Source organism: Bradyrhizobium sp. 2TAF24, assembly GCF_052115025.1.
Lineage (GTDB): Bacteria > Pseudomonadota > Alphaproteobacteria > Rhizobiales > Xanthobacteraceae > Bradyrhizobium_A.
Genome location: NZ_JBFRFW010000001.1, coordinates 123,413 through 143,358, shown reverse-complemented (window position 1 = coordinate 143,358; position 19,946 = coordinate 123,413). Strand labels below are relative to the sequence as shown.

At 65.0% G+C, this 19,946-nt stretch carries 19 protein-coding genes; 9 read left to right on the top strand and 10 right to left on the bottom strand.

The window, feature by feature from the left end; translation table 11 throughout:
* The first annotated feature begins 69 nt into the window (after window positions 1-69).
* The 7 genes from glpD to AB4Z37_RS00615 all read left to right on the top strand — a co-directional run bounded on the left by glpD (window position 70) and on the right by AB4Z37_RS00615 (window position 7,778).
* Window positions 70-1,611 carry a glycerol-3-phosphate dehydrogenase gene (glpD, locus tag AB4Z37_RS00645; RefSeq protein ID WP_441514744.1) on the top strand — a complete coding sequence of 514 codons (1,542 nt, stop codon included), beginning with the start codon at window positions 70-72 and terminating at the stop codon, window positions 1,609-1,611.
* Window positions 1,608-2,687: an ABC transporter ATP-binding protein gene (locus AB4Z37_RS00640; protein ID WP_441514743.1), complete on the top strand. Its 1,080-nt coding sequence runs from the start codon at window positions 1,608-1,610 to the stop codon at window positions 2,685-2,687. The genes glpD and AB4Z37_RS00640 overlap by 4 nt, the downstream gene beginning before the upstream one ends.
* Window positions 2,688-2,697: 10 nt before the next feature.
* Entirely contained in the window at window positions 2,698-3,783 is a 1,086-nt protein-coding gene (locus tag AB4Z37_RS00635) for an ABC transporter ATP-binding protein (protein WP_441514742.1), read from the top strand.
* Window positions 3,783-4,685 carry a carbohydrate ABC transporter permease gene (locus tag AB4Z37_RS00630; protein WP_441514741.1) on the top strand — a complete coding sequence of 301 codons (903 nt, stop codon included), beginning with the start codon at window positions 3,783-3,785 and terminating at the stop codon, window positions 4,683-4,685. The genes AB4Z37_RS00635 and AB4Z37_RS00630 overlap by 1 nt, the downstream gene beginning before the upstream one ends.
* Window positions 4,686-4,687: 2 nt before the next feature.
* The gene (locus AB4Z37_RS00625) at window positions 4,688-5,494 is read left to right on the top strand and encodes a carbohydrate ABC transporter permease (protein ID WP_441515227.1); all 807 of its coding nucleotides are present in this window, start codon (window positions 4,688-4,690) and stop codon (window positions 5,492-5,494) included.
* A gap of 10 nt (window positions 5,495-5,504) precedes the next feature.
* On the top strand, window positions 5,505-5,831 hold the full coding sequence (locus AB4Z37_RS00620) for a DUF2160 domain-containing protein (protein ID WP_441514740.1): 327 nt from the start codon (window positions 5,505-5,507) through the stop codon (window positions 5,829-5,831).
* A 171-nt stretch (window positions 5,832-6,002) separates the two neighbouring features.
* Window positions 6,003-7,778, top strand: coding sequence for an ABC transporter substrate-binding protein (locus AB4Z37_RS00615; RefSeq protein WP_441514739.1), 1,776 nt, complete (start codon window positions 6,003-6,005; stop codon window positions 7,776-7,778).
* 207 nt (window positions 7,779-7,985) lie between these two features.
* Here the strand turns inward: AB4Z37_RS00615 and AB4Z37_RS00610 are convergent, their stop codons facing one another.
* From AB4Z37_RS00610 to AB4Z37_RS00580, 7 genes are all read right to left on the bottom strand, one after another.
* Window positions 7,986-9,074 (bottom strand): alkene reductase, encoded by a 1,089-nt coding sequence (locus AB4Z37_RS00610; RefSeq protein ID WP_441514738.1) that lies wholly within the window; start codon window positions 9,072-9,074, stop codon window positions 7,986-7,988.
* 214 nt (window positions 9,075-9,288) lie between these two features.
* Window positions 9,289-10,122, bottom strand: coding sequence for an alpha/beta fold hydrolase (locus AB4Z37_RS00605; RefSeq protein ID WP_441514737.1), 834 nt, complete (start codon window positions 10,120-10,122; stop codon window positions 9,289-9,291).
* On the bottom strand, window positions 10,119-11,180 hold the full coding sequence (locus tag AB4Z37_RS00600) for a branched-chain amino acid ABC transporter permease (protein WP_441514736.1): 1,062 nt from the start codon (window positions 11,178-11,180) through the stop codon (window positions 10,119-10,121). The genes AB4Z37_RS00605 and AB4Z37_RS00600 overlap by 4 nt, the downstream gene beginning before the upstream one ends.
* Complete coding sequence (locus AB4Z37_RS00595; RefSeq protein WP_441514735.1) at window positions 11,177-12,187, bottom strand: branched-chain amino acid ABC transporter permease; 1,011 nt, start codon at window positions 12,185-12,187, stop codon at window positions 11,177-11,179. The genes AB4Z37_RS00600 and AB4Z37_RS00595 overlap by 4 nt, the downstream gene beginning before the upstream one ends.
* A complete protein-coding gene (locus AB4Z37_RS00590) occupies window positions 12,187-12,909 on the bottom strand; it encodes an ABC transporter ATP-binding protein (RefSeq protein WP_441514734.1) in 723 nt (240 codons plus the stop codon). Before AB4Z37_RS00590 ends, AB4Z37_RS00595 begins: the two co-directional genes overlap by 1 nt.
* Window positions 12,906-13,673, bottom strand: coding sequence for an ABC transporter ATP-binding protein (locus tag AB4Z37_RS00585; RefSeq protein WP_441514733.1), 768 nt, complete (start codon window positions 13,671-13,673; stop codon window positions 12,906-12,908). The genes AB4Z37_RS00590 and AB4Z37_RS00585 overlap by 4 nt, the downstream gene beginning before the upstream one ends.
* 307 nt (window positions 13,674-13,980) lie before the next feature.
* Window positions 13,981-15,168, bottom strand: a complete 1,188-nt coding sequence (locus AB4Z37_RS00580; protein WP_441514732.1) for a substrate-binding domain-containing protein — start codon at window positions 15,166-15,168, stop codon at window positions 13,981-13,983.
* Window positions 15,169-15,346: 178 nt separating this feature from the next.
* On the opposite strand from AB4Z37_RS00580, the gene AB4Z37_RS00575 reads away from it, so the two are divergent.
* Window positions 15,347-15,976, top strand: a complete 630-nt coding sequence (locus AB4Z37_RS00575; RefSeq protein WP_441514731.1) for a TetR/AcrR family transcriptional regulator — start codon at window positions 15,347-15,349, stop codon at window positions 15,974-15,976.
* Between the two features lie 208 nt (window positions 15,977-16,184).
* Here the strand turns inward: AB4Z37_RS00575 and AB4Z37_RS00570 are convergent, their stop codons facing one another.
* A complete protein-coding gene (locus tag AB4Z37_RS00570) occupies window positions 16,185-17,411 on the bottom strand; it encodes a lytic murein transglycosylase (RefSeq protein ID WP_441514730.1) in 1,227 nt (408 codons plus the stop codon).
* A gap of 56 nt (window positions 17,412-17,467) precedes the next feature.
* Window positions 17,468-17,965 (bottom strand): DUF2059 domain-containing protein, encoded by a 498-nt coding sequence (locus AB4Z37_RS00565; RefSeq protein ID WP_441514729.1) that lies wholly within the window; start codon window positions 17,963-17,965, stop codon window positions 17,468-17,470.
* Window positions 17,966-18,210: 245 nt separating this feature from the next.
* Between AB4Z37_RS00565 and AB4Z37_RS00560 the strand changes: the two genes are divergently transcribed.
* Entirely contained in the window at window positions 18,211-19,026 is an 816-nt protein-coding gene (locus AB4Z37_RS00560) for a MetQ/NlpA family ABC transporter substrate-binding protein (protein ID WP_441514728.1), read from the top strand.
* Window positions 19,027-19,044: 18 nt separating this feature from the next.
* Here the strand turns inward: AB4Z37_RS00560 and AB4Z37_RS00555 are convergent, their stop codons facing one another.
* The gene (locus AB4Z37_RS00555) at window positions 19,045-19,818 is read right to left on the bottom strand and encodes a helix-turn-helix domain-containing protein (protein ID WP_441514727.1); all 774 of its coding nucleotides are present in this window, start codon (window positions 19,816-19,818) and stop codon (window positions 19,045-19,047) included.
* Window positions 19,819-19,946 lie beyond the last annotated feature (128 nt).

Below are 19,946 nucleotides of genomic sequence, written 5' to 3'. Positions count from 1 at the left end.
GGAATGGTTTAATCCGAACCCGAAAGCGAAATCGCCTCGCCCAGAGGCGAGCGCCGGGGGAAGCGTCTCGTGGATCAGGTCTTCGACCTCGCTATCATTGGCGGTGGGATCAATGGCTGCGGCATCGCGCGGGATGCCGTGGGGCGCGGGAATTCAGTTTTCCTTTGCGAAATGAACGACTTGGCGAGCGGGACGTCGTCCTGGTCGACCAAGCTCATCCATGGCGGCCTGCGCTATCTCGAATATTACGAATTCCGCCTGGTGCGCGAAGCGCTGATGGAGCGCGAGGTGCTGTGGCAGATCGCGCCCCACATCATTCGTCCGCTGCGTTTCGTTTTGCCCCATCACCGTGGCTTGCGGCCGGCCTGGCTGCTGCGGCTCGGGCTGTTCCTTTATGATCATCTCGGCGGCCGCAAGCTGCTGCCCCCGGCGCGCTCGGTCGATCTGCGGCGCGACGAGGTTGGCCTGCCGCTCGCGCCCGGCCGCTTCCAGCGTGGCTTCGAATATTCCGACTGCTTCGTCGACGATGCGCGTCTCGTGCTGCTCAACGCGCTGGACGCCGCCGAGCGCGGCGCCGTCATCCGCACGCGCACCCGCGCCACCGCGGCGCGGCGGACCGCCGATGGCTGGGAGGTCACCGTGCAGGACCTGCTGACCGGGGCGCAAGACACGATTCGCGCCCGCGCGCTGGTCAACGCCGCCGGTCCCTGGGTCGAGGAAGTGCTGTCACAGCGTGCCGGTGTCAACGCCAAGGCCAAGGTGCGCCTGGTGCAGGGCTCGCACATCGTGGTGCGCCGGCTCTATGCCCACGACCGTGCCTATATCTTCCAGAACGAGGACGGCCGCATCGTCTTCGCCATTCCCTACCAGAACGACTTCACGCTGATCGGCACCACGGACCGCGACTACGACGGCGATCCGGCCAAGGTGAAGATCAGCGATGAGGAAGTCCGTTATCTGTGCGAAGCTGTCAGCGAGTACTTCGCCAAGCCGGTGACGCCGGAGGATGTCGTGTGGACCTATTCCGGCGTGCGGCCGCTGTATGACGACGGCGCCAGTGACGCCAAGGCTGCGACGCGGGACTACGTGTTCGAGCTCGATACCCCGGGCGGGGCGCCGCTGCTGTCGATTTTCGGCGGCAAGATCACCACCTACCGCCGCCTTGCCGAGGAAGCGCTGGAGCACATCGCGGCCTTCCTGCCCGGCACCAAGGCGAAGGAAGGCTGGACCGCCCGCGCGGCGTTGCCCGGCGGCGATCTCGACGTTTCGGCGATTCCGGCGCTCACCAACGAACTGCTGCGGGAATACGCCTTCCTGACCCGGACCCACGCCGAACGTCTCGCCCATGCCTATGGCAGTCGCGCCAAGCAGGTGTTGGGCCGGGCGAAGTCTGCTGCCGATCTCGGCCGCTCGTTCGGCGCGACGCTCACCGAAAGCGAGGTACGCTATCTGATGACCGTGGAATGGGCGCGCACCGCGGAGGACGTGGTGTGGCGGCGCTCCAAGCTCGGCCTGCGCCTGTCGGCGGAGGAAGTGGCGGAGCTCGACCGCTGGATGGCGGCGCAACGCGCCGCCGAGCCGTCGCTGCGGGAAGCGGGAGCGCGGCCGTGAGCATCACCCTCGACCATGTCGCGCGCGAGGTGAACGGCGTCCCCTATATCCGCGACGTGTCGCTGACGCTCGAGCGCGGCACCCTCAGCGTGTTGCTGGGCCCGACGCTCGCCGGCAAGACCTCGCTGATGCGCCTCCTGGCCGGGCTCGACAAGCCGAGCCATGGCCGTGTGCTGGTGGATGACAAGGATGTCACCGGTTTCGACGTGCGCAAGCGCTCGGTGGCGATGGTCTACCAGCAGTTCATCAACTATCCGTCGCTGACGGTGTATGAGAACATCGCCTCGCCGTTGCGCGTGCAGGGGCGCCCGCGCGAGGAGATCGAGCAGCGCGTGCGCGAGGCGTCGCGGCTGTTGAAGCTCGATCCCTATCTGTCGCGCACGCCGCTGCAGCTCTCCGGCGGCCAGCAGCAGCGCACCGCGATCGCGCGGGCGCTGGTCAAGGGCGCCGACCTCGTGCTGCTCGACGAGCCGCTCGCCAACCTCGACTACAAGCTGCGCGAGGAGCTGCGCACCGAGCTGCCGCGCATTTTCGAGGCGTCGGGCGCGATCTTCGTCTACGCCACCACCGAGCCGTCGGAAGCGTTGCTGCTCGGTGGCAACACCATCTGCATGTGGGAAGGGCAGGCGCTGCAGATGGGCGCGACGCCGAGGGTTTACCGTCAGCCGGACACGCTGCGCGTCGCGCAGGTGTTCTCCGATCCGCCGCTCAACACCATCGGCATCGAGAAGAGCGGCTCAAAGGTCGTCTATGACGGGCGCGTGGAGGCGCCGGCCAGCGGCCTCTATGCTTCGCTCGGCGATGGCGCCTACCGGGTCGGCTTCCGCGCCCACCAGCTCGAGGTGGCGAACGGCGCCGCCGGCCAGCACGCCTTCGCGACCGAAGTGATCCTGACCGAAATCACCGGATCGGAGAGCTTCGTGCATCTGCGCCAGCCGGGCATCGACTGGGTGGCCGTGCTGTCGGGAGTGCATGAATTCCAGCCAGGCGATCACCTGCAGGCGGCGCTCAGCCCCGACGATGTCTTCGTGTTTGATCCTTCCGGGCGCCTCGTGGCCGCCCCGGCGTCGATGTGAGGTTTGCATCATGGCCCGCATCGATCTGGTCGATCTGGCGAAATCCTACGGTGGCAATGACGCGCCGGTCGAATCCTATGCGCTCAAGCCGCTGTCGATGACCTGGCGGCAGGGCGGCGCCTATGCATTGCTCGGCCCGTCCGGCTGCGGCAAGACCACGCTTCTGAACATCATTTCGGGGATCGTCGCGCCGTCCCGCGGCAAGGTGCTGTTCGACGGCGCCGACATGACGGTGCTGCCGACCCAGAAACGCAACATCGCCCAGGTGTTCCAGTTTCCGGTGATCTACGACACCATGACGGTGGGCGAGAATCTCGCCTTCCCGCTCAAGAATCGCGGTGTGCCGCGCGCCCAGATCGAGGCGCGGGTCGCCGAGATCGCAAGGCTGCTCGACCTCACGCCGGACCTGAACCGCAAGGCCCAGCGGCTCACCGCCGACGCCAAGCAGAAGATATCGCTGGGACGCGGCCTCGTGCGCTCCGACGTCGCCGCGGTGCTGTTCGACGAGCCGCTCACCGTGATCGACCCGCACCTGAAGTGGGAGCTGCGCTCGAAACTCAAGGCGCTGCACAACGCGCTCGATCTCACCATGATCTACGTCACCCATGACCAGACCGAGGCGCTGACCTTTGCCGATACGGTGGTGGTGATGCATGACGGCCGGGTGGTGCAGAGCGGCACGCCGCAGGAGCTGTTCGACAAGCCTGCCCATACCTTCGTCGGCTATTTCATCGGCTCGCCGGGCATGAATATCCTGCCGGCGCAGGTCGATGGCCGTGCGGCGCGGATCAACGGCCATGTCATCGCGCTTGAGCGCAGCTATCCGACGCTGCCGGCCGGCGCCCGGATCGAGATCGGCGTGCGGCCGGAGTTCGTCACCGTGGCGCAGCCGGCATCCGAGCTGCTGTCCGCGCAGGTCGAGCGTGTCGACGATCTCGGGCGAGCCCGTTTCGCCCGGGTGCGGATCGGGGAGCAGAAGCTCGCCGCACGGGTGCCCAACGGCTTTTCCATCCAGGGCGATATGGTGGGCCTGGTGTTCGATCCGGCCCGCGTTCATGTCTATGCCGACAGCCAGTTGGTCGAGGGAGCGGTCTGATGGAGAAAACCGTCAACCAGAAAGCCTGGCTGCTGGTGCTGCCCGTCTTCCTCATCGTTGCGTTCTCGGCCGTGCTGCCGTTGATGACGGTGGTGAACTATTCGGTGCAGGACACCTTCGGCAACAACCAGTTCTTCTGGAACGGGATCGGCTGGTTCAAGGAACTGCTCGATCCTTCGACCGACCTCGGTGGCCGTTTCCTCGCCTCGCTGTGGCGCAACCTGATCTTCTCGGCGATCATTCTCGCCATCGAGATTCCGCTCGGCATCGTCGTCGCGCTGTCGATGCCGCGCGACGGCTGGCGGGTTGCGGCCTGTCTCGTGATCCTCGCCTTGCCGCTGCTGATCCCGTGGAACGTGGTCGGCACCATCTGGCAGGTGTTCGGCCGGCCCGATATCGGGCTGATGGGATACACGCTCAACCAGATCGGCGTGAACTACAACTATGTCTCCAACGAGCTGGATGCCTGGGCAACCGTGATCGTGATGGATGTCTGGCACTGGACGAGCCTTGTGGCGCTGCTGTGCTACGCCGGCCTGAAGTCGATCCCCGACGCCTACTATCAGGCTGCGCAGATCGACGGCGCGTCGCGCTGGGCGGTGTTCACCGCCATCCAGCTGCCGAAGATGCACCGTGTTCTGCTGATCGCGGTGCTGTTGCGCTTCATGGACAGCTTCATGATCTACACGGAGCCGTTCGTGGTCACCGGCGGCGGCCCCGGCAATTCGACGACGTTCGTGTCCATCGAGCTCGTCAAGATCGCGCTGGGACAGTTCGACCTCGGCAAGGCCGCGGCACTGTCGCTGGTTTACAATCTGATCGTCCTGATCGTCTGCTGGGTATTCTACACGGTGATGACCAACGCCGGTGTCGAGCACCAGGCCAAAACGGGAGAGGCGTGATGATGCAGACCATTCCCGGGCGCCGCCTCATCATGCTCGCGTTCCTGGTGTTCCTGTTGCTGCCGATCTACTGGCTGGTCAACATGAGCTTCAAGACCAATGCCGAGATCGTCTCGACCATGACGCTGTGGCCGCACCAGCCGACGATCGAGAACTACATGCGGATATTCACCGACGAGAGCTGGTATTCCGGCTACATCAACTCGCTGAAGTATGTGGTGATCAATACCGTCATCTCGATCTCGTTTGCCCTGCCGGCGGCCTACGCGTTCTCGCGCTACCGGTTCCTTGGCGACAAGCATCTGTTCTTCTGGCTTTTGTCCAACCGCATGGCGCCGCCGGCGGTGTTCGCGCTGCCGTTCTTCAACCTGTATTCGGCGATCAACCTATTCGATACGCCGTGGGCGGTGGCGCTGGCGCACTGCCTTTTCAACGTGCCGCTGGCGGTGTGGATCCTGGAAGGATTCGTCTCAAGCGTGCCGCGCGAGATCGACGAAACCGCATTCCTCGATGGCTACTCTTTCCCCCGTTTCTTCCTCAAGATCCTGGTGCCGCTGATCGCGAGCGGCATCGGCGTCGCGGCGTTCTTCTGCTTCATGTTCTCGTGGGTCGAATTGTTGCTGGCGCGCACGCTGACGTCGGTCAACGCCAAGCCGATCGCCGCGACCATGACCCGCACGGTGTCGGCGGCCGGCATGGACTGGGGGCTGCTGGCGGCAGCCGGCGTGCTGACCATCATTCCGGGCGCGCTGGTGATCTGGTTCGTCCGCAACTACATCGCGCGCGGCTTCGCGCTGGGACGGGTGTGAGGGGGCGGCGATGGAGAATTTCGCATGGATGGCCTGGACCTGGCCGACCGCCACCTTCTTCATGCTGCTGGCGGCGACGCTCGGCGTGATGACCTGGCTTGGTGCTGCCTATCCCGAGGCCGAGCGGATCGGGGTGCTGCGCATCCCGACCACCCGCGGAGATCGGCTGTTCATCTCGCTGATCGTCGCGGCTGTCATTCATTTGCTGTGGATCGGCGTGGTCGGTACCAATCCGATCCTGACGCTGCCGATCGATGAAGGAGTCGAGGTGTCGAGCCTGTGGCTCGCGACCGTCATTTCGCTGCTCTCTGCCGGTGTCATTTTTCGCACCGTCTGAGCCGCGAAACGTTGCACATGATCCGGGTCCGAAGAGCCGCGTCAGTGGCTCGACGAACATCGGGTGATGTCGAAGAGGAGGAAGGGCTGCCTTCTCGGTTTTGGGGGCCGCTCCACAAGTCCGGGACTGAAGCCGGGATTGAAACGTCAGTCGCTTGAAGGAGGAAACCAAATGCGAAACATGACGAAGACTCGTCTGATGACGATGACAAGCGCGGCGGCGATGATTGTCGCGTCCGCCACGCTGCTGTCGCCCGCCCGCGCGGACGATGCTGCTGCCCAGAAGTGGATCGACGGTGAATTCCAGCCGTCGACCTTGTCCAAGGCGGAGCAGCTCAAGGAACTGCAGTGGTTCGCCAAGGCCGCCGCGCCGTTCAAGGGCATGGAAATCAACATCGTGTCGGAAACCCTGACCGTGCACGAGTATGAGTCCAAGGTGCTCGCCAAGGCGTTCGAGGAAGTCACCGGCATCAAGGTCAAGCACGATATCATCCAGGAAGGTGACGTCGTCGAAAAGATCCAGACCCAGATGCAGTCGGGCAAGAACGTCTATGACGGCTGGATCAACGACTCCGATTTCATCGGCACTCACTTCCGCTACGGCCAGGCGGTCGATCTGACCGACTGGATGGCCAAGGACGGCAAGGACGTCACCGATCCGATGCTGGACGTCAACGACTTCATCGGCAAGTCGTTCACCACGGCGCCGAACGGCCATCTCTACCAGCTGCCGGACCAGCAGTTCGCCAACCTCTACTGGTTCCGCTACGACTGGTTCACCAATCCGGACTACAAGGCCAAGTTCAAGGCCAAGTACGGCTATGATCTCGGCGTGCCCGTGAACTGGTCGGCCTATGAAGACATCGCCGAGTTCTTCACCAACGACATCAAGGAGATCAACGGCGTCAAGGTCTATGGCCATATGGATTATGGCAAGAAGGACCCGTCGCTTGGCTGGCGTTTCACCGACGCCTGGCTGTCGATGGCCGGCAACGGCGACAAGGGCCTGCCGAACGGTCTGCCGGTCGACGAGTGGGGCATTCGCATGGAAGGCTGCCGCCCGGTCGGCTCCTCGGTCGAGCGCGGTGGCGACGTCAACGGCCCCGCTTCGGTCTACTCGATCGTCAAGTATCTCGACTGGATGAAGAAGTATGCCCCGCCGCAGGCCCAGGGCATGACTTTCTCCGAGTCCGGTCCGGTACCGTCGCAGGGCAACATCGCTCAGCAGATCTTCTGGTACACCGCCTTCACCGCCGACATGGTGAAGCCCGGCCTGCCGGTCATGAATGCCGACGGCACGCCGAAGTGGCGCATGGCGCCGTCGCCGCATGGCTCGTACTGGAAGGATGGCATGAAGCTCGGCTACCAGGACGTGGGTTCGCTCACGCTTCTGAAGTCGACCCCGGTCGACCGCCGCAAGGCGGCCTGGCTCTACCAGCAGTTCATCGTCTCCAAGACGGTCAGCCTGAAGAAGAGCCATGTCGGTCTCACCTTCATCCGTGAATCCGACATCTGGGACAAGAGCTTCACCGAGCGGGCGCCGAAGCTCGGTGGCCTGATCGAGTTCTACCGCTCGCCGGCGCGCGTGCAGTGGACCCCGACCGGCAACAACGTGCCGGACTATCCGAAGCTCGCCCAGCTGTGGTGGCAGAACATCGGCGACGCGGCGTCGGGCGCGAAGACCCCGCAGCAGGCGATGGACTCGCTGGCTGCGGCCCAGGACTCGGTCATGGAGCGGCTCGAGAAGTCGGGCGTGCAGGGCGCCTGCGGTCCGAAGCTCAATCCGAAGCAGACCGCGGAATACTGGTTCGCCAAGTCGGAGAAGGACGGCAACATCGCTCCGCAGCGCAAGCTCGCGAATGAGAAGCCGAAGGGTGAAACCGTCGACTACGACACGCTGATCAAGTCGTGGCCGGCCTCGCCGCCGAAGCGCGCCGAAGCCAAGTAAGCGGACGCGATCCGAACTCGTTCCTCCATCGGACGAGGACCACACTGAAAGGCCGGGAGTAATCCCGGCCTTTTCTTTTGCTTCATCGTTGCGAAGCTGCTCTGAGCCTCAAGGCGATGCCACAAACAAGTTGACCGGGCCCCGCGGGGCCCGGCCATGTTTCTGAGACGTTTTGGTGCGACGTTTCGAGCGTCTCGGCGAGCCGGCTTACTCTGCGGCTTCGAGCGTCGGATAGTCGGTGTAACCCTTGGCGCCGCCGCCGTAGAACGTCGCCTTGTCCGGCTCGTTGAGTGGTGCGCCCTTCTTGAGGCGGGCGACGAGGTCCGGATTGGAGATGAACGGCTTGCCGAAGGCGATGAGATCGGCTTCGTCGGCGGCGAGCACCTTCTGGGCGAGCTCCAGCGTGTAGCCATTATTGGCGATGTAGGTGCCCTTGAAGCGCTTGCGCAGCGACTGGTAGTCGAATGGCGCGTTGTCACGCGGGCCACCGGTCGCGCCCTCGACCACGTGGATGTAGACGAGGTTGAGCGCACTGAGACGATCGACGATGTGGTCGAACAGCGGCTGTGGATTGCTGTCGGAGACGTCGTTGGCGGGGGTCACCGGCGAGATGCGGATGCCGGTGCGGTCGGCGCCGATCTCAGTGGCGACGGCATGGGACACTTCCAGCATGAGCCGCGCACGATTCTGGATCGATCCGCCATAGGCGTCGGTGCGCTTGTTGGTGCCGTCCTTGGCGAACTGGTCGAGCAGGTAGCCATTGGCGCCATGGATCTCGACACCGTCGAAGCCGGCGGCGATGGCATTCGCGGCTCCCTTGCGGAAGCTCTCGACGATACCCGGAATTTCTTCAGGCGCGAGCGCGCGCGGTTCGGAAACGTCGGCGAAAGCGCCGCCGACAAAGGTCTTGGTCTTGGCACGCAGCGCCGACGGAGCGACCGGTGCACCGCCCTCGGGCTGCAGCGACACGTGGGAGACGCGGCCAACATGCCAGAGCTGAAGGAAGATGTGGCCGCCACGGGCGTGGACCTCATCGGTGACCTTGCGCCAGCCGGCGATCTGCTCGGGAGAATAGATCCCGGGGGTGTCCTGATAGCCCTGGCCCTGCTGCGAGATCTGGCTCGCTTCGGTGACCAGCAGTCCTGCGGACGCGCGCTGGCCGTAGTAATCGACGGCGAGCGGATTGGGCACGAATCCGTCGACCGCCCGGTTGCGCGTCAACGGCGCCATCACCGTGCGGTTCGACAGGGTGATGCGGCCGAGCTTGTAAGGTTCAAACAGTTTCGAGGTGCTCATCGCGGGCGGGTTCCTGGTTGGCGATGCCAACAAAGTTGTGCATTGCGAGAGTAAAACACAAGCGCAGAAATGCGATGCAGCAATGCTGCGGGGCCCGGCAGGAGCGCGGTTCGGCGGGAGCAGCAGAATCTACTGCAAAAGCGGCCAGCGAGAGGCGATTCGTTGCGACCGGGCCGGCAACATGAAAAGACTGCCCTGTTGCCGGCTCCCGAGGTCAGATTCCCGTGTTGATGAAATCGGAGACCAGCTGGATCTGGTCCGGCACGTTGAGCGCCGGGGCATGGCCGCAACCAGCGATGGTGACGACACGACAGCGCGGATTGCGGATCGCCATCTTCTCGGCGTCCTCGGGCAGCAACAGGTCGGAGGTCTCACCGCGCAGACACAGCATGTCGCAGGTCAGGCGATCCCAGTTGTCCCACTGCTCCTCATTGGTGTCGAAGTGCCGCTTGATCAGCGGATCGAAATGGGTGGTGACACCGCCATCGGGCAGGCGGCGCACCGAGGTCTCGGTCATGCGGCGCCACTGCGCGTCGGTCAGGAAGCCGTAGGGCTTGTAGATCTGTCGGAAGTAGGTTTCGAGGTCGCTGACCCGCTCGAAGCGCGGCGGTGCGCCGGCATAGGAGCGGATACGGTCGAGCGCAGCCTGGGCCACGATCGGGCCCATGTCGTTGAGCACGAAACGGCGGATTCGGCCCTGCAGCGCGCCGGAGGCGGCGCGGATGCCGATGATCGCCCCCATCGAGGTGCCGATCCAGTCGACGGTGGCGAAACCGAGCTTGTCGACCAGTTCGGTCGCCTGCCGGGCGTAAAACGGCGTCCCATATTCGGTCTCGTCCGGCGTCCACTGGCTGAGGCCGCGGCCGATGGTGTCGGGCACGATGATGTGGCGGCTGTCGGCGAGCGCGATGGCAAGGTCGTCGAAGTCGCGGCCGGTGCGGGCAACCCCATGCCACAGGATCAGCGGCGGCTTGCCCGGCGTGCCCCATTCGACATAGTGCACTTCGCGGTCGCAGAGCGTGATGTAATGGGAACGGGGCGAGGTCATTTGGACGAAGCTCCTCGGAGACGGCCGACGATGCCGGTCGGAAAGAAGTAGACGCTGGCGATGAACAAGAGTCCCAGCCACAGCAGCCAGCGGTCGGGATGCAGGAGGCCGGGCAGCAGCGGCAGGCCGGCATCGGCGGCGGCGGACGATGCCGCGCCCATCAGCGCCTGCAGGTAGTTCTGCGCCAGGATGAAGATCACGGCGCCGATCAGCGCGCCATAGATCGTGCCCATGCCGCCGATCACCACCATCAGCAGGATGTCCAGCATGATGGCGAACGACAGCGAGGTGTCGGGTCCGGCGTAGCGCAGCCACAGCGCGTTGAGTGCGCCGGCGCCGGCGGCGACGAGGGCGGCGATGCAGTTGGCCCAGGTCAGGTGGAAGACGGTGCGATACCCCAGCGCCTCGGCGCGGAAGCGGTTTTCGCGGATCGCCTGCAGCACGCGGCCGAATGGCGAATTCACGATGCGCAGCAGACTGAGGATCATGGCGGCCGCGCCGACGAACACGATGTAGTAGGTCAGCGTGCGGCCGTTCACCGTGACGCCGAACAGGTCCTTGATGAACACGGTGCCGGGGCGCAGCAGCTCGGGCAGCTGGAAGCTGCGGCCGTCCTCGCCGCCGGTCAGCCATGACAGCTGCGAGGCCAGCACCAGGAAGGCGGAGGCGACCGCGAGCGTGATCATGGCGAAGAAGATCGCCTGCACCCGCAGCGAGAACAGGCCGATGCCGAGCGCGAGCAGCGCGGCGAGCGGCAGGCCGATCACAAGGCCGGCGCCGACGGCGGCCCAGGTTGGGCCGAGTGCATAGAGCGCGATGGCAATGGCGTAGCTGCCGATGCCGTAGAACATGGTGTGGGCGAACGACACCGAGCCGGTGTAGCCGAGCAGCAGGTCATAGGATGCGACCAGCGCGGCGAACACGCAGATCTTGGTGGCGACGTTGAGCGCCTTGGCACCCGGGAAGATGAAGGGCGCCAGCGCCAGCACCACGACGATGGCGAGGAGTAGCAGGCTGAGAATGCGGCTGCGGGGAGGATCGCCGGACAGGATCATCATCGGGTGGTCACCGGATAGAGGCCGCGCGGCCGCCACATCAGGATGGCGACCATCAGCAGGATGTTGGAGACGAGCGCGAGCTTTGGCAGCAGGAAGCCGCCATAGTTGGCGACCATCGCCACCAGGATCGCGCCGATGAAGCAACCGCCGACCGAGCCGAGGCCGCCGATGATCACCACGATGAAGATCAGCACCATCAGGTCGGCGCCCATCGAGGCGTGGATCTGCTCGCGGTAGAGCCCCCACATCACGCCGCCGAGGCCGGCGAGCGCCGAGCCGACCATGAACACACCGAGGAACAGGCGCTTGATGCGATAGCCCAGCGCTTCCACCATTTCGCGGTTCTCGACGCCGGCGCGGATCAGGAGACCGATCTTGCTGCGATTGAGCACGAGCTGCATGCCGACGAAGACGATGAGGCCCACGACCATCGCCAGCACGCGGTACCTGGCAATAGCGATATCGCCGACGATGAACGAGCCGCGCAGCGCTGTCGGCAGCGGCAGCGGGATCTGCGCCGGGCCGGCGATCGCATAGAGCGCCTGTTCGGCGACGATGAGGCCGCCCATGGTGATCAGGATCTGTTTGAGGTGGTTGCCATACACCGGCAGGATCAGCACGCGCTCGAACACCAGGCCGAGCGCACCAGACACTCCCATCGCCAGCACGGCGGCAGGCAGCAGCGCAGCGAGGTTGCTCCACAGCGAATCAGCCTGCAGCCAGGGCGCGAGCGGCCCGAGAATCAGCACCGCGACATAGGCGCCGACCGCGATGAAGGCGCCGTGGCCGAAGTTGAGGACGTCCATCAGGCCGAACACCAGCGTCAGGCCGGAGGCCATGATGAAAATCATCATGCCCATGGCGAGGCTGGCAACGGTGAGCGTGACCCACGACGAGGTCGAGCCGATCAGCGGCAGCATCGCGAGCGCGAGGGCGATCGGCAGCAGCACCGGGATGAAATCGCGCGGCGGTTTCGGCAGGACGTCGTCGGCAGTTGTGTCGGTCATTATTGATGTGCCTCCAGGCTGAGGCCGAGGAAACGTTCCTGCAGCGCGGTATCGGCGGCGAGCGCGGCCATCTCGCCGCGATGGACGATGCGACCGTTGTCCATGACGGCGACGTCGTCGCCGAGCTGCTGCGCGACACGGAAGTTCTGTTCCACCAGCAGGATGGTGGCGCCGCGGCGCTTGATCTCGGCGAGACAGTCGATCAGCGCCACCACGATGGCGGGCGCAAGGCCCTTGGTGGGCTCGTCGATCAGCAGCAGCTTGCGCGGCTCGATGATGGCGCGGGCGATCGACAGCATCTGCTTCTGCCCGCCGGACAGCGTGCCGGCACGCGACAGCCAGAACTTCTTGAGCGCCGGGAAGAACTGGAAAATCCAGGTGAGCTGGGCCTCGTCCAGCGGGCCGTTGCGCGCGGCGAGGATCAGGTTCTCCTTCACCGTAAGGTCGGAGAACACCGCCATGGTCTCGGGCACATAACCGACGCCGCTGCTGGCGATCTCGGGTGTCGGCCGGCTTTCGATGCGCGTGCCGCCGAGGGTGACGCTGCCGCTGGACGCGGGCCATAGCCCCATGATGGTGCGCAGCGTCGTGGTCTTGCCGGCGCCGTTGCGGCCGAGCAGCATGGTGACGCGGCCGCTGGCGACGGCGAGGTCGACGCCCTGCAGGATGTGGTAGCGGCCGATATGGGTGTGGATGCCGGCGAGGGTGAGAAGATCGGTCATGCCGCGCTCTTTCCGGGCGCGATGCCCAAATAGGCCTCCTGCACGATCGGCGAGGCGATCACCTCGGCCGGCGGGCCATCGGCGACGAGACGGCCGTTGTGCAGCACGATGATGCGGTCGGCGAGCGAGCGCACCACGTCCATCTTGTGCTCGACGAGGAGAATGATCTTGCTTTTGTCCTGCTTCAGCCGCGCGATCAGGTCCAGCACCACGGGGACCTCGTCGACGCTCATGCCGGCGGTCGGTTCGTCGAACATGAAGACCTTCGGCTCCAGCGCCATCATCAGCGCGACCTCGAGCTTGCGTTGGTCGCCGTGGGACAGCGCGGTGGCGGCGACGCCGCGGCGGCTGCCGAGGGCGACACTGTCGAGGATGGTGTCGGCGCGGGCGATCAGATCGCCGCGCTTCATCCAGGGCCGCAGCATGTCGTAGTGAATGCCGCTCGCGGCCTGCACCGCGAGGCGCACGTTCTCCTCGACGGTCAGGTTGGGAAACAGGTTGGTGAGCTGGAAGGCGCGACCGAGGCCGGCACGGGTGCGCAGCGGTGCGGAGAATTTGGTGATGTCGGCGCCGCCCAGCAGCACCTGGCCCTCGCTCGCGGGCAACTGGCCGGAGATCAGGTTGAAGTAGGTGGTCTTGCCGGCACCGTTCGGCCCGACGATGGCGGTCAGCTCGCCCGGGCGGAAACTGCAGCTCACATGGTCGACCGCGACATGGCCGCCGAAGCGGATGGTGAGGTCGCGCGTTTCGAGGGTGAGGGTCATGGCGGCGCTGTCGTCCGATGGCTCGTTGTCTCAATTCCTCATGGTGAGGAGGCGCGAAAGCGCCGTCTCGAACCATGAGGCCACTCACGGTGCCGGCCTCATCCTTCGAGACGCCCGCTGTGCGGGCTCCTCAGGATGAGGGGAGGAGTTCCGGTTCTGCAAACCCGGCGTCATGCGCGGGCGTGATCCGCGCATCCACGTCTTGCATGCGGTCCGGCAAGGAAGACGTGGATGGCCGGGAGACCTTGGTCATGGCGATCCGTCGAAGACGGATCGCGCTGCCCGGCCATGACGGGGCGATGTGTGCTTACCGCTTGTTCTTGATCGGGATGGTCATGTCCTCGATCTTGAGCTCGCGCACCGGCTCGTTGACGGCCCAGGCGAGGTTCGGATCGACCTTGACCTTGAAGTGGTACATGCTCTGCAGTGCCTGATGATCTTCCTTGCGGAACACCATCTTGCCCTTGGGCGTGTCGAACTCCATGCCTTCCATCGCCGCGATCAGTTTCTCGGTGTCGGTGGACTTGGCCTTCTCGACGGCGGTGACCACGGCCATCGCCGCGGCAAAGCCGCCCGCGGTGAAGAAGTCCGGCGGCGCGTTGAAGCGCTTCTGGTGCTCGGCGACGAACCAGTCGTTGATCGGGTTCTTGGGGATCGCATAGTAGTAATAGGTCGCGCCTTCCATGTCCGGCAGGCGCTTGTAGGCAGCGAGCGCGGGCAGGATGTTGCCGCCAGTGGACAGCTCGATGCCGTAGCGCTTCGGGTCCATGTCCTGCAGCTTGGTCAAGGGATCGCCGGCGCCGGCCCAGATCACCCAGATGATCTTGCGGCCGGGCTTGTCCTTCAGCGTATCGAACAGGCGCTGGGCGGCGGCGGTGAAGTCGGTGGTGTTGGTCGGGACGTATTCTTCGGTCGCGAGCGTCGCACCGGTCTTGGCCAGGGCTTCCTTGAAGGCGGCGACGCCGTCACGGCCGAAAGCATAGTCCTGCGCCAGCGTTGCGATGGTGACGCCGGGCTTGCCGATCGCCACCGCGTTGGCGATGGCGTCCTGCGACGAGTTGCGCGCCGTGCGGAAGATGTACTTGTTCCACTTCTCGCCGGTGATCTGGTCGGCGACCGCCGGCTCGACGATCAGGATCTTCTTGTTCTCTTCCGCCACGGGGAGGTCGGCGAGCGCCGCGGCCGAGGAGGTGGTGCCGATGGCGATATCCGCCTTGTCGTCCTGGTAGGCTTCGGCGAGAGCGGCCTTGGAGAGGTCCGGCTTGCCCTGGTCGTCCTTGGTGATGATGACGATCTTCCGGCCATCCACCGCCATGGTGTTCTTGGTGGCGTATTCAAAGCCCATGCGCAGGCCTGTCTCGGTCTGCTTGGCATAGGCTTCGAGCGGGCCGGTCTTGCCGTAGATCAGCGCGATCTTGAGGTCGTCGGCGTGGGCCGCGCCGGCCGCGGCGCCGATCAGGGTGCCGGCCAGAAATATCGTCCGCAGGATGGTCATTTTCTCCCTCCAGTTACGCTCGAATGTCCTTAACTTGACACTTGATTCATGTTTCATGTTTCGGCTATGCGTATCGGGTCGAGGGAACGCCGTCAAGCGACCGGGATCGCGGGATGGAAAAAATCAACACCGACGGGGCAGCAGCGTCCCGCGCATTGTGGACGAGTCATAAAACCCGATGGTGACGGCGAGCGATGCGTCCCCGGAGTCCGATCCGGCGCCCAATCCGGTGCCGAAGACCAGCCGTGGCGAGCGGACACGCCAGCGCATTCTCGCCGCGGCGGAGCGGCAGATCGGCGAGCGCGGCTTCGCCGACACGTCGGTCGTGTCCATTACTCAGGAAGCCGAAGTCGCGCAGGGCACCTTCTATGTGTACTTCCGCACCAAGGAGGACGTGCTGCGTGAGCTGGTGCTGCGCATGGGGCGTCGCCTGCGCCGCTCGCTGACCCTCGCCACCTCCGGCATCGACGATCGCCTCGAGGTCGAGCGCCGCGGCGTCCATGCTTTCTTTGATTTCGTCCGCAAGAATCCGAACCTCTATCGTGTCGTGGCGGAATCGCAGTTCGTCGACGAAGCTGCCTACCGCCGCTACTACAACGACTTCGCCGCGGCCTACCGGACGGCGATGGAAGCGGCCGCGGCACGCGGCCAGATCTCGCCGGGCGACGCCGAGGTGCGGGCCTGGGCTCTGATGGGGGTGTGCGACCTTGCCGGCCGCCGCTATGCGCTGTGGGAGACCAAGGCCTCGTTCGAGGAAGCGGCCGAGGCGACGTACGATTTCATCGCCCATGGGCTTGCGCCGCGGTAGCGGTGATCGCGGTCATGTTCGAGGGACCGGCGCCCTTTCATGTGGTTCGGGACTCGCCGCACCCAATGGGGCACTGCCGCGCTTGATCCGGCAATCCATTTGGCTCGCAGAACAACGAAGATTCCGAGCTGGATCATCGGGTCCCGGCGCTGCGCGCGACGGCCCGGTGATGACGCTGAAAACAAAGCGTGGCACCGAGCCGTATTCGTCACCGCATCGCGCTGCCGCCACGCAGCCGCGCCAGCAGCTCCGCCGTCGGCCAGGAGTCCGCCGGCAGGCCGAACTTGATCTGCATCGCCTTCACCGCGCTGCGGCTCTGTTGGCCCAGCACGCCGTCGACCTTGCCGACATTGAAGCCCTGCCGCGTGAGGATCTGCTGCATCTCGCGGATCTCGGCGAACGGCAATTGGGCGACCGGCGCAGCCGGCTTGCGCATCGGCGCCGCGCCGGCGATGCGGGTGGCGAGGTACGCGGCGGTGGTCGAATAGATCAGCGAGTTGTTCCACTCGGTGTAGGCGGCGAAGTTGGCATAGGCGAGAAACGCCGGTCCTGAGCGTCCCATCGGCAGCAGCAGCGACGCCGGCAGCGCGTCGTTCGGCAGCGGGCGACCGTCGGCATAGGTCACGCCCCATTGCGCCCACTGCGACCGCGGATGTTTGACGGTGAGGTCGGCTTGATCCCAAGGCACGTTGGCGGAAACCCGCACCTCCTGCAGCCAGGGTTCGCCACGCCGCCACTTCAGTCCGGTGGCGATGTAGTTGGCTGTCGAGCCGATGACGTCGGCCGCACTGTGCAGCAGGTCGCGCCGGCCGTCGCCGTCATAATCCACCGCGTAGTTGACGTAGTGCGACGGCAGAAACTGTGTCTGCCCGAGCTCGCCGGCCCATGATCCGATCATCTCCGAAGGCGTGAGGTCGCCGCGGTCGATGATCTTGAGCGCCGAGATGGTTTCGTCGTGGAACATCTGCGCCCGGCGGCAGTCGTAAGCCAGCGACACCAGCGAGCGCAGCGTCGGCAGGTTGCCCATGTTGACGCCGAAATCACTCTCCAGGCCCCAGAACGCCGCGATCACCGCCGGCGGCACGCCATATTCCTTCTCCGCGCGGGCGAACGCCTGCGCGTGGCTGCGGATCATCGCCTGCCCCTGCTGCATGCGGTAGGTCGCCGCCATACGGCCGGCGAATTCGGTGAAGATCTGGCCGAACACGCGCTGGCCGCGGTCGCGATTGACGATGCCCTGGTCGTAGACGAGGCTTGGCGCGGCTGCCGCGATGGCACGCTGCGATACGCCGGCCTGGGCTGCGTCCTGCTTGAGCTGTTCGACAAAGCGGCCAAAGCTCATGCCGCCATGGCAGCTGGCGCCGTTCTGTGCCGCGGCCGGCCGTGCTCCCAGTACGATGACCGAAAGCGTGAGGATGAGGAGAGAACGGATCATGTCAGCAGTCACACCGTCGGAGCGTTAAGAGGCGGGGAGCAGGGCGGCGGCGTGCACTATATCGAGTGGCCCTTCTTGCGCAATTCGTCGATCATCTTCTGTCGGATGTCGGCTCCGATCGACTGACCGATCTTCTGGCCGAGCACCATCGTCTGCTGCATCACCAGCGGGTTCTTTGCCAGGAACTTCTGTCCGGCCGGCGTGCGATAGAACGCCGTGGCGGCACGCAGTTCGTCGGCGGTGAAATTGCTGACATAGACCGCTACGACAGCGTTCGCGAACTCGTCCAGATGGGCCGCCATGCCCTGCATCAGGATCGGGGTGATGGCGTCGAAATCGCGTTCGACATTGGGGCGGTTCTGCACGATGGCCGGCTTCATGGTCTTGATGAGGGCCGGCATCACCGCCATGAATTGATCGGTGAGCTTCATGGTGCTGACCAGCTCGCGCGCTGCGGCCTCGGTATCCGGCGTTGGCGTCTGGCCATGCGCCGATGACAGCGAGACGACAAGGGCGGTGAGCAGAGCCAGCATGGCGGCAAAGGATCTCGACATCAAACGTTCCCCTGGTGTTTCGAATGCTGCCGCTATCCGGCAGGTCTTGAAATATCCTGATGTGACTGAATGTCACCGCCGGAGCAGCAAGAGATCAACATCTTCCGTCACTCCAACATAAGCGCGCCGATTTATCTACCCTGCGGGACAAATTTAGATTTCCATTTGGTCGACTTGCACGTGCGTTGCCCTACACTTTTGCCGACTTCATCGCCTGCAATCATCCCTTCATTCGAGAATCGATCATGCCGAAGACGGCGCGTCTGCTGTTGTTGTTCCTGTTTGCTGTTCTGAATGCGTCGAGCCCCGTGGCCGCGCGCGATGCTGCCAAGGCCGAGATCAAGGTCGGCTTCGTGCCCGGTCCCTATGTCGACGGCTTCAAGGCCGGCATCGAGCCGGAACTGAAGAAGAAGGGCTATACGGTGCGCTACTACGAGTTTTCGACCGGGCTGGAGGCGAACACCGCGGTGTTTCGCAACGATATCGACGCCAACATCATGCAGCACACGGTGTTCCTCAACGCCTACAACGCGCGCAACGGCACCGATCTCGCCGGGATCGTCCAGGTGCCGACGCCGCCGATGGGGCTGTATTCGAAGAAGCATTCGCGCGATGCGGCGGTAAAGCCGGGCATGACGGTCGCGGTGCCGAACGATCCGGTTAACCTGCAGCGCGCACTGTGGATCCTGCGCGACCTCAAGTGGATCGAGATCAAGGACAACAATCCGGTCGATGTCACCGAACTCGACGTCATCAAGAACCCCAGCGGCATCAAGATCGTGCCGCTCGAGAATGCCCAGGCGCCGCGCGCTCTCGACGACGTCGACTATGCTGCGGTGCAGGGAAATTTCGCCATCTACAGCGGCCTGAAGCTGACCGAGGCAATTGCCCTCGAGAAGATGGGCGCGCCCTACATCAATGTCGTCGCCGTGCGCCGCGGCAACGCCGATGCGGAGTGGGCGGGCGACATCGTCGCCGCCTATCATTCCGACGGCTTCAAGCAGACGATCCGGGCCGACCGCTTCCACGACGGCTTCACCCTGCCGGACTATTTTCGCTGACTCGTGCTCCCCGCAGCCCTAGCGTCCGGCGAACAGCGCGAAAGGCTCCTCGACGGTGCGCTGCAGGTGGCTGCGGTAGAGGGCGTAATGCGGATCTGCGGGGGTGATGCGGCCGAAGCTCGCATCGGCGACGTGCCGGAGCGGCAGCAGTGCGATCGGCGCGGCGATCGGTGTCAGCAACGAGCCGCGGCCGGCGAGCAGCGTCGTGATGATGCCGTACATCTCGCCGACGATGGTCGGGCGCGACACCGTGATCAGTCGGTGCTGGCCGTGGCGGTTGGTGACGAGATAGACATGGCCCGACTGGTTCGGCACCGCGACCTCGCCGAACTGGGTGTAGGCCGCGTCGGTGCGCTCGCCTTCGCGGAACAGGAGACAGGATGACGCGGCATCCCAGGCGATGTCGGTAAGGTAGGAGTAGATCAGCTCGGCGTCGCCGCCGAATGACGGCCGCACCGTGACATACTGCCCCTCGATCCAGTCGACGGAGCGCCGCGAATACGCGCCGAGATGGTCGGGCGCGACGTCGCCGTTGGCCGGCGGCGGCGCAGCCCTGGCCTCCTGGGCCATCGCCTGGCGCAGCGACAGTCCGAGCGCCTGTTCGAGGCGCACGGTGGTGGCGAGGGTGAACGGGCGTTGGCCGCCGAGCGCCTTCTCCAAGGTGGAGAGGCTGATTTTCGCAAGCTCTGCGAGCTGCTGGCGCGACAGGCGGCGGCGTGCGAGCTCCTCGCGCACCAGCGCTGCGACGGCGCGGCTCTGCTGCGCCGACAGTTCGTTGTCAGTCATCGCCATGCCCTGATCCCCGAATCCGGCGGAGATTCTATCAGACACACAAATCAGCACAAACCCGCATAAACCCGCCAGCCGTCTGTGCAGCCCCGCACCGCGCCACGGCGGAACTATCCGGATCATCACGCTCG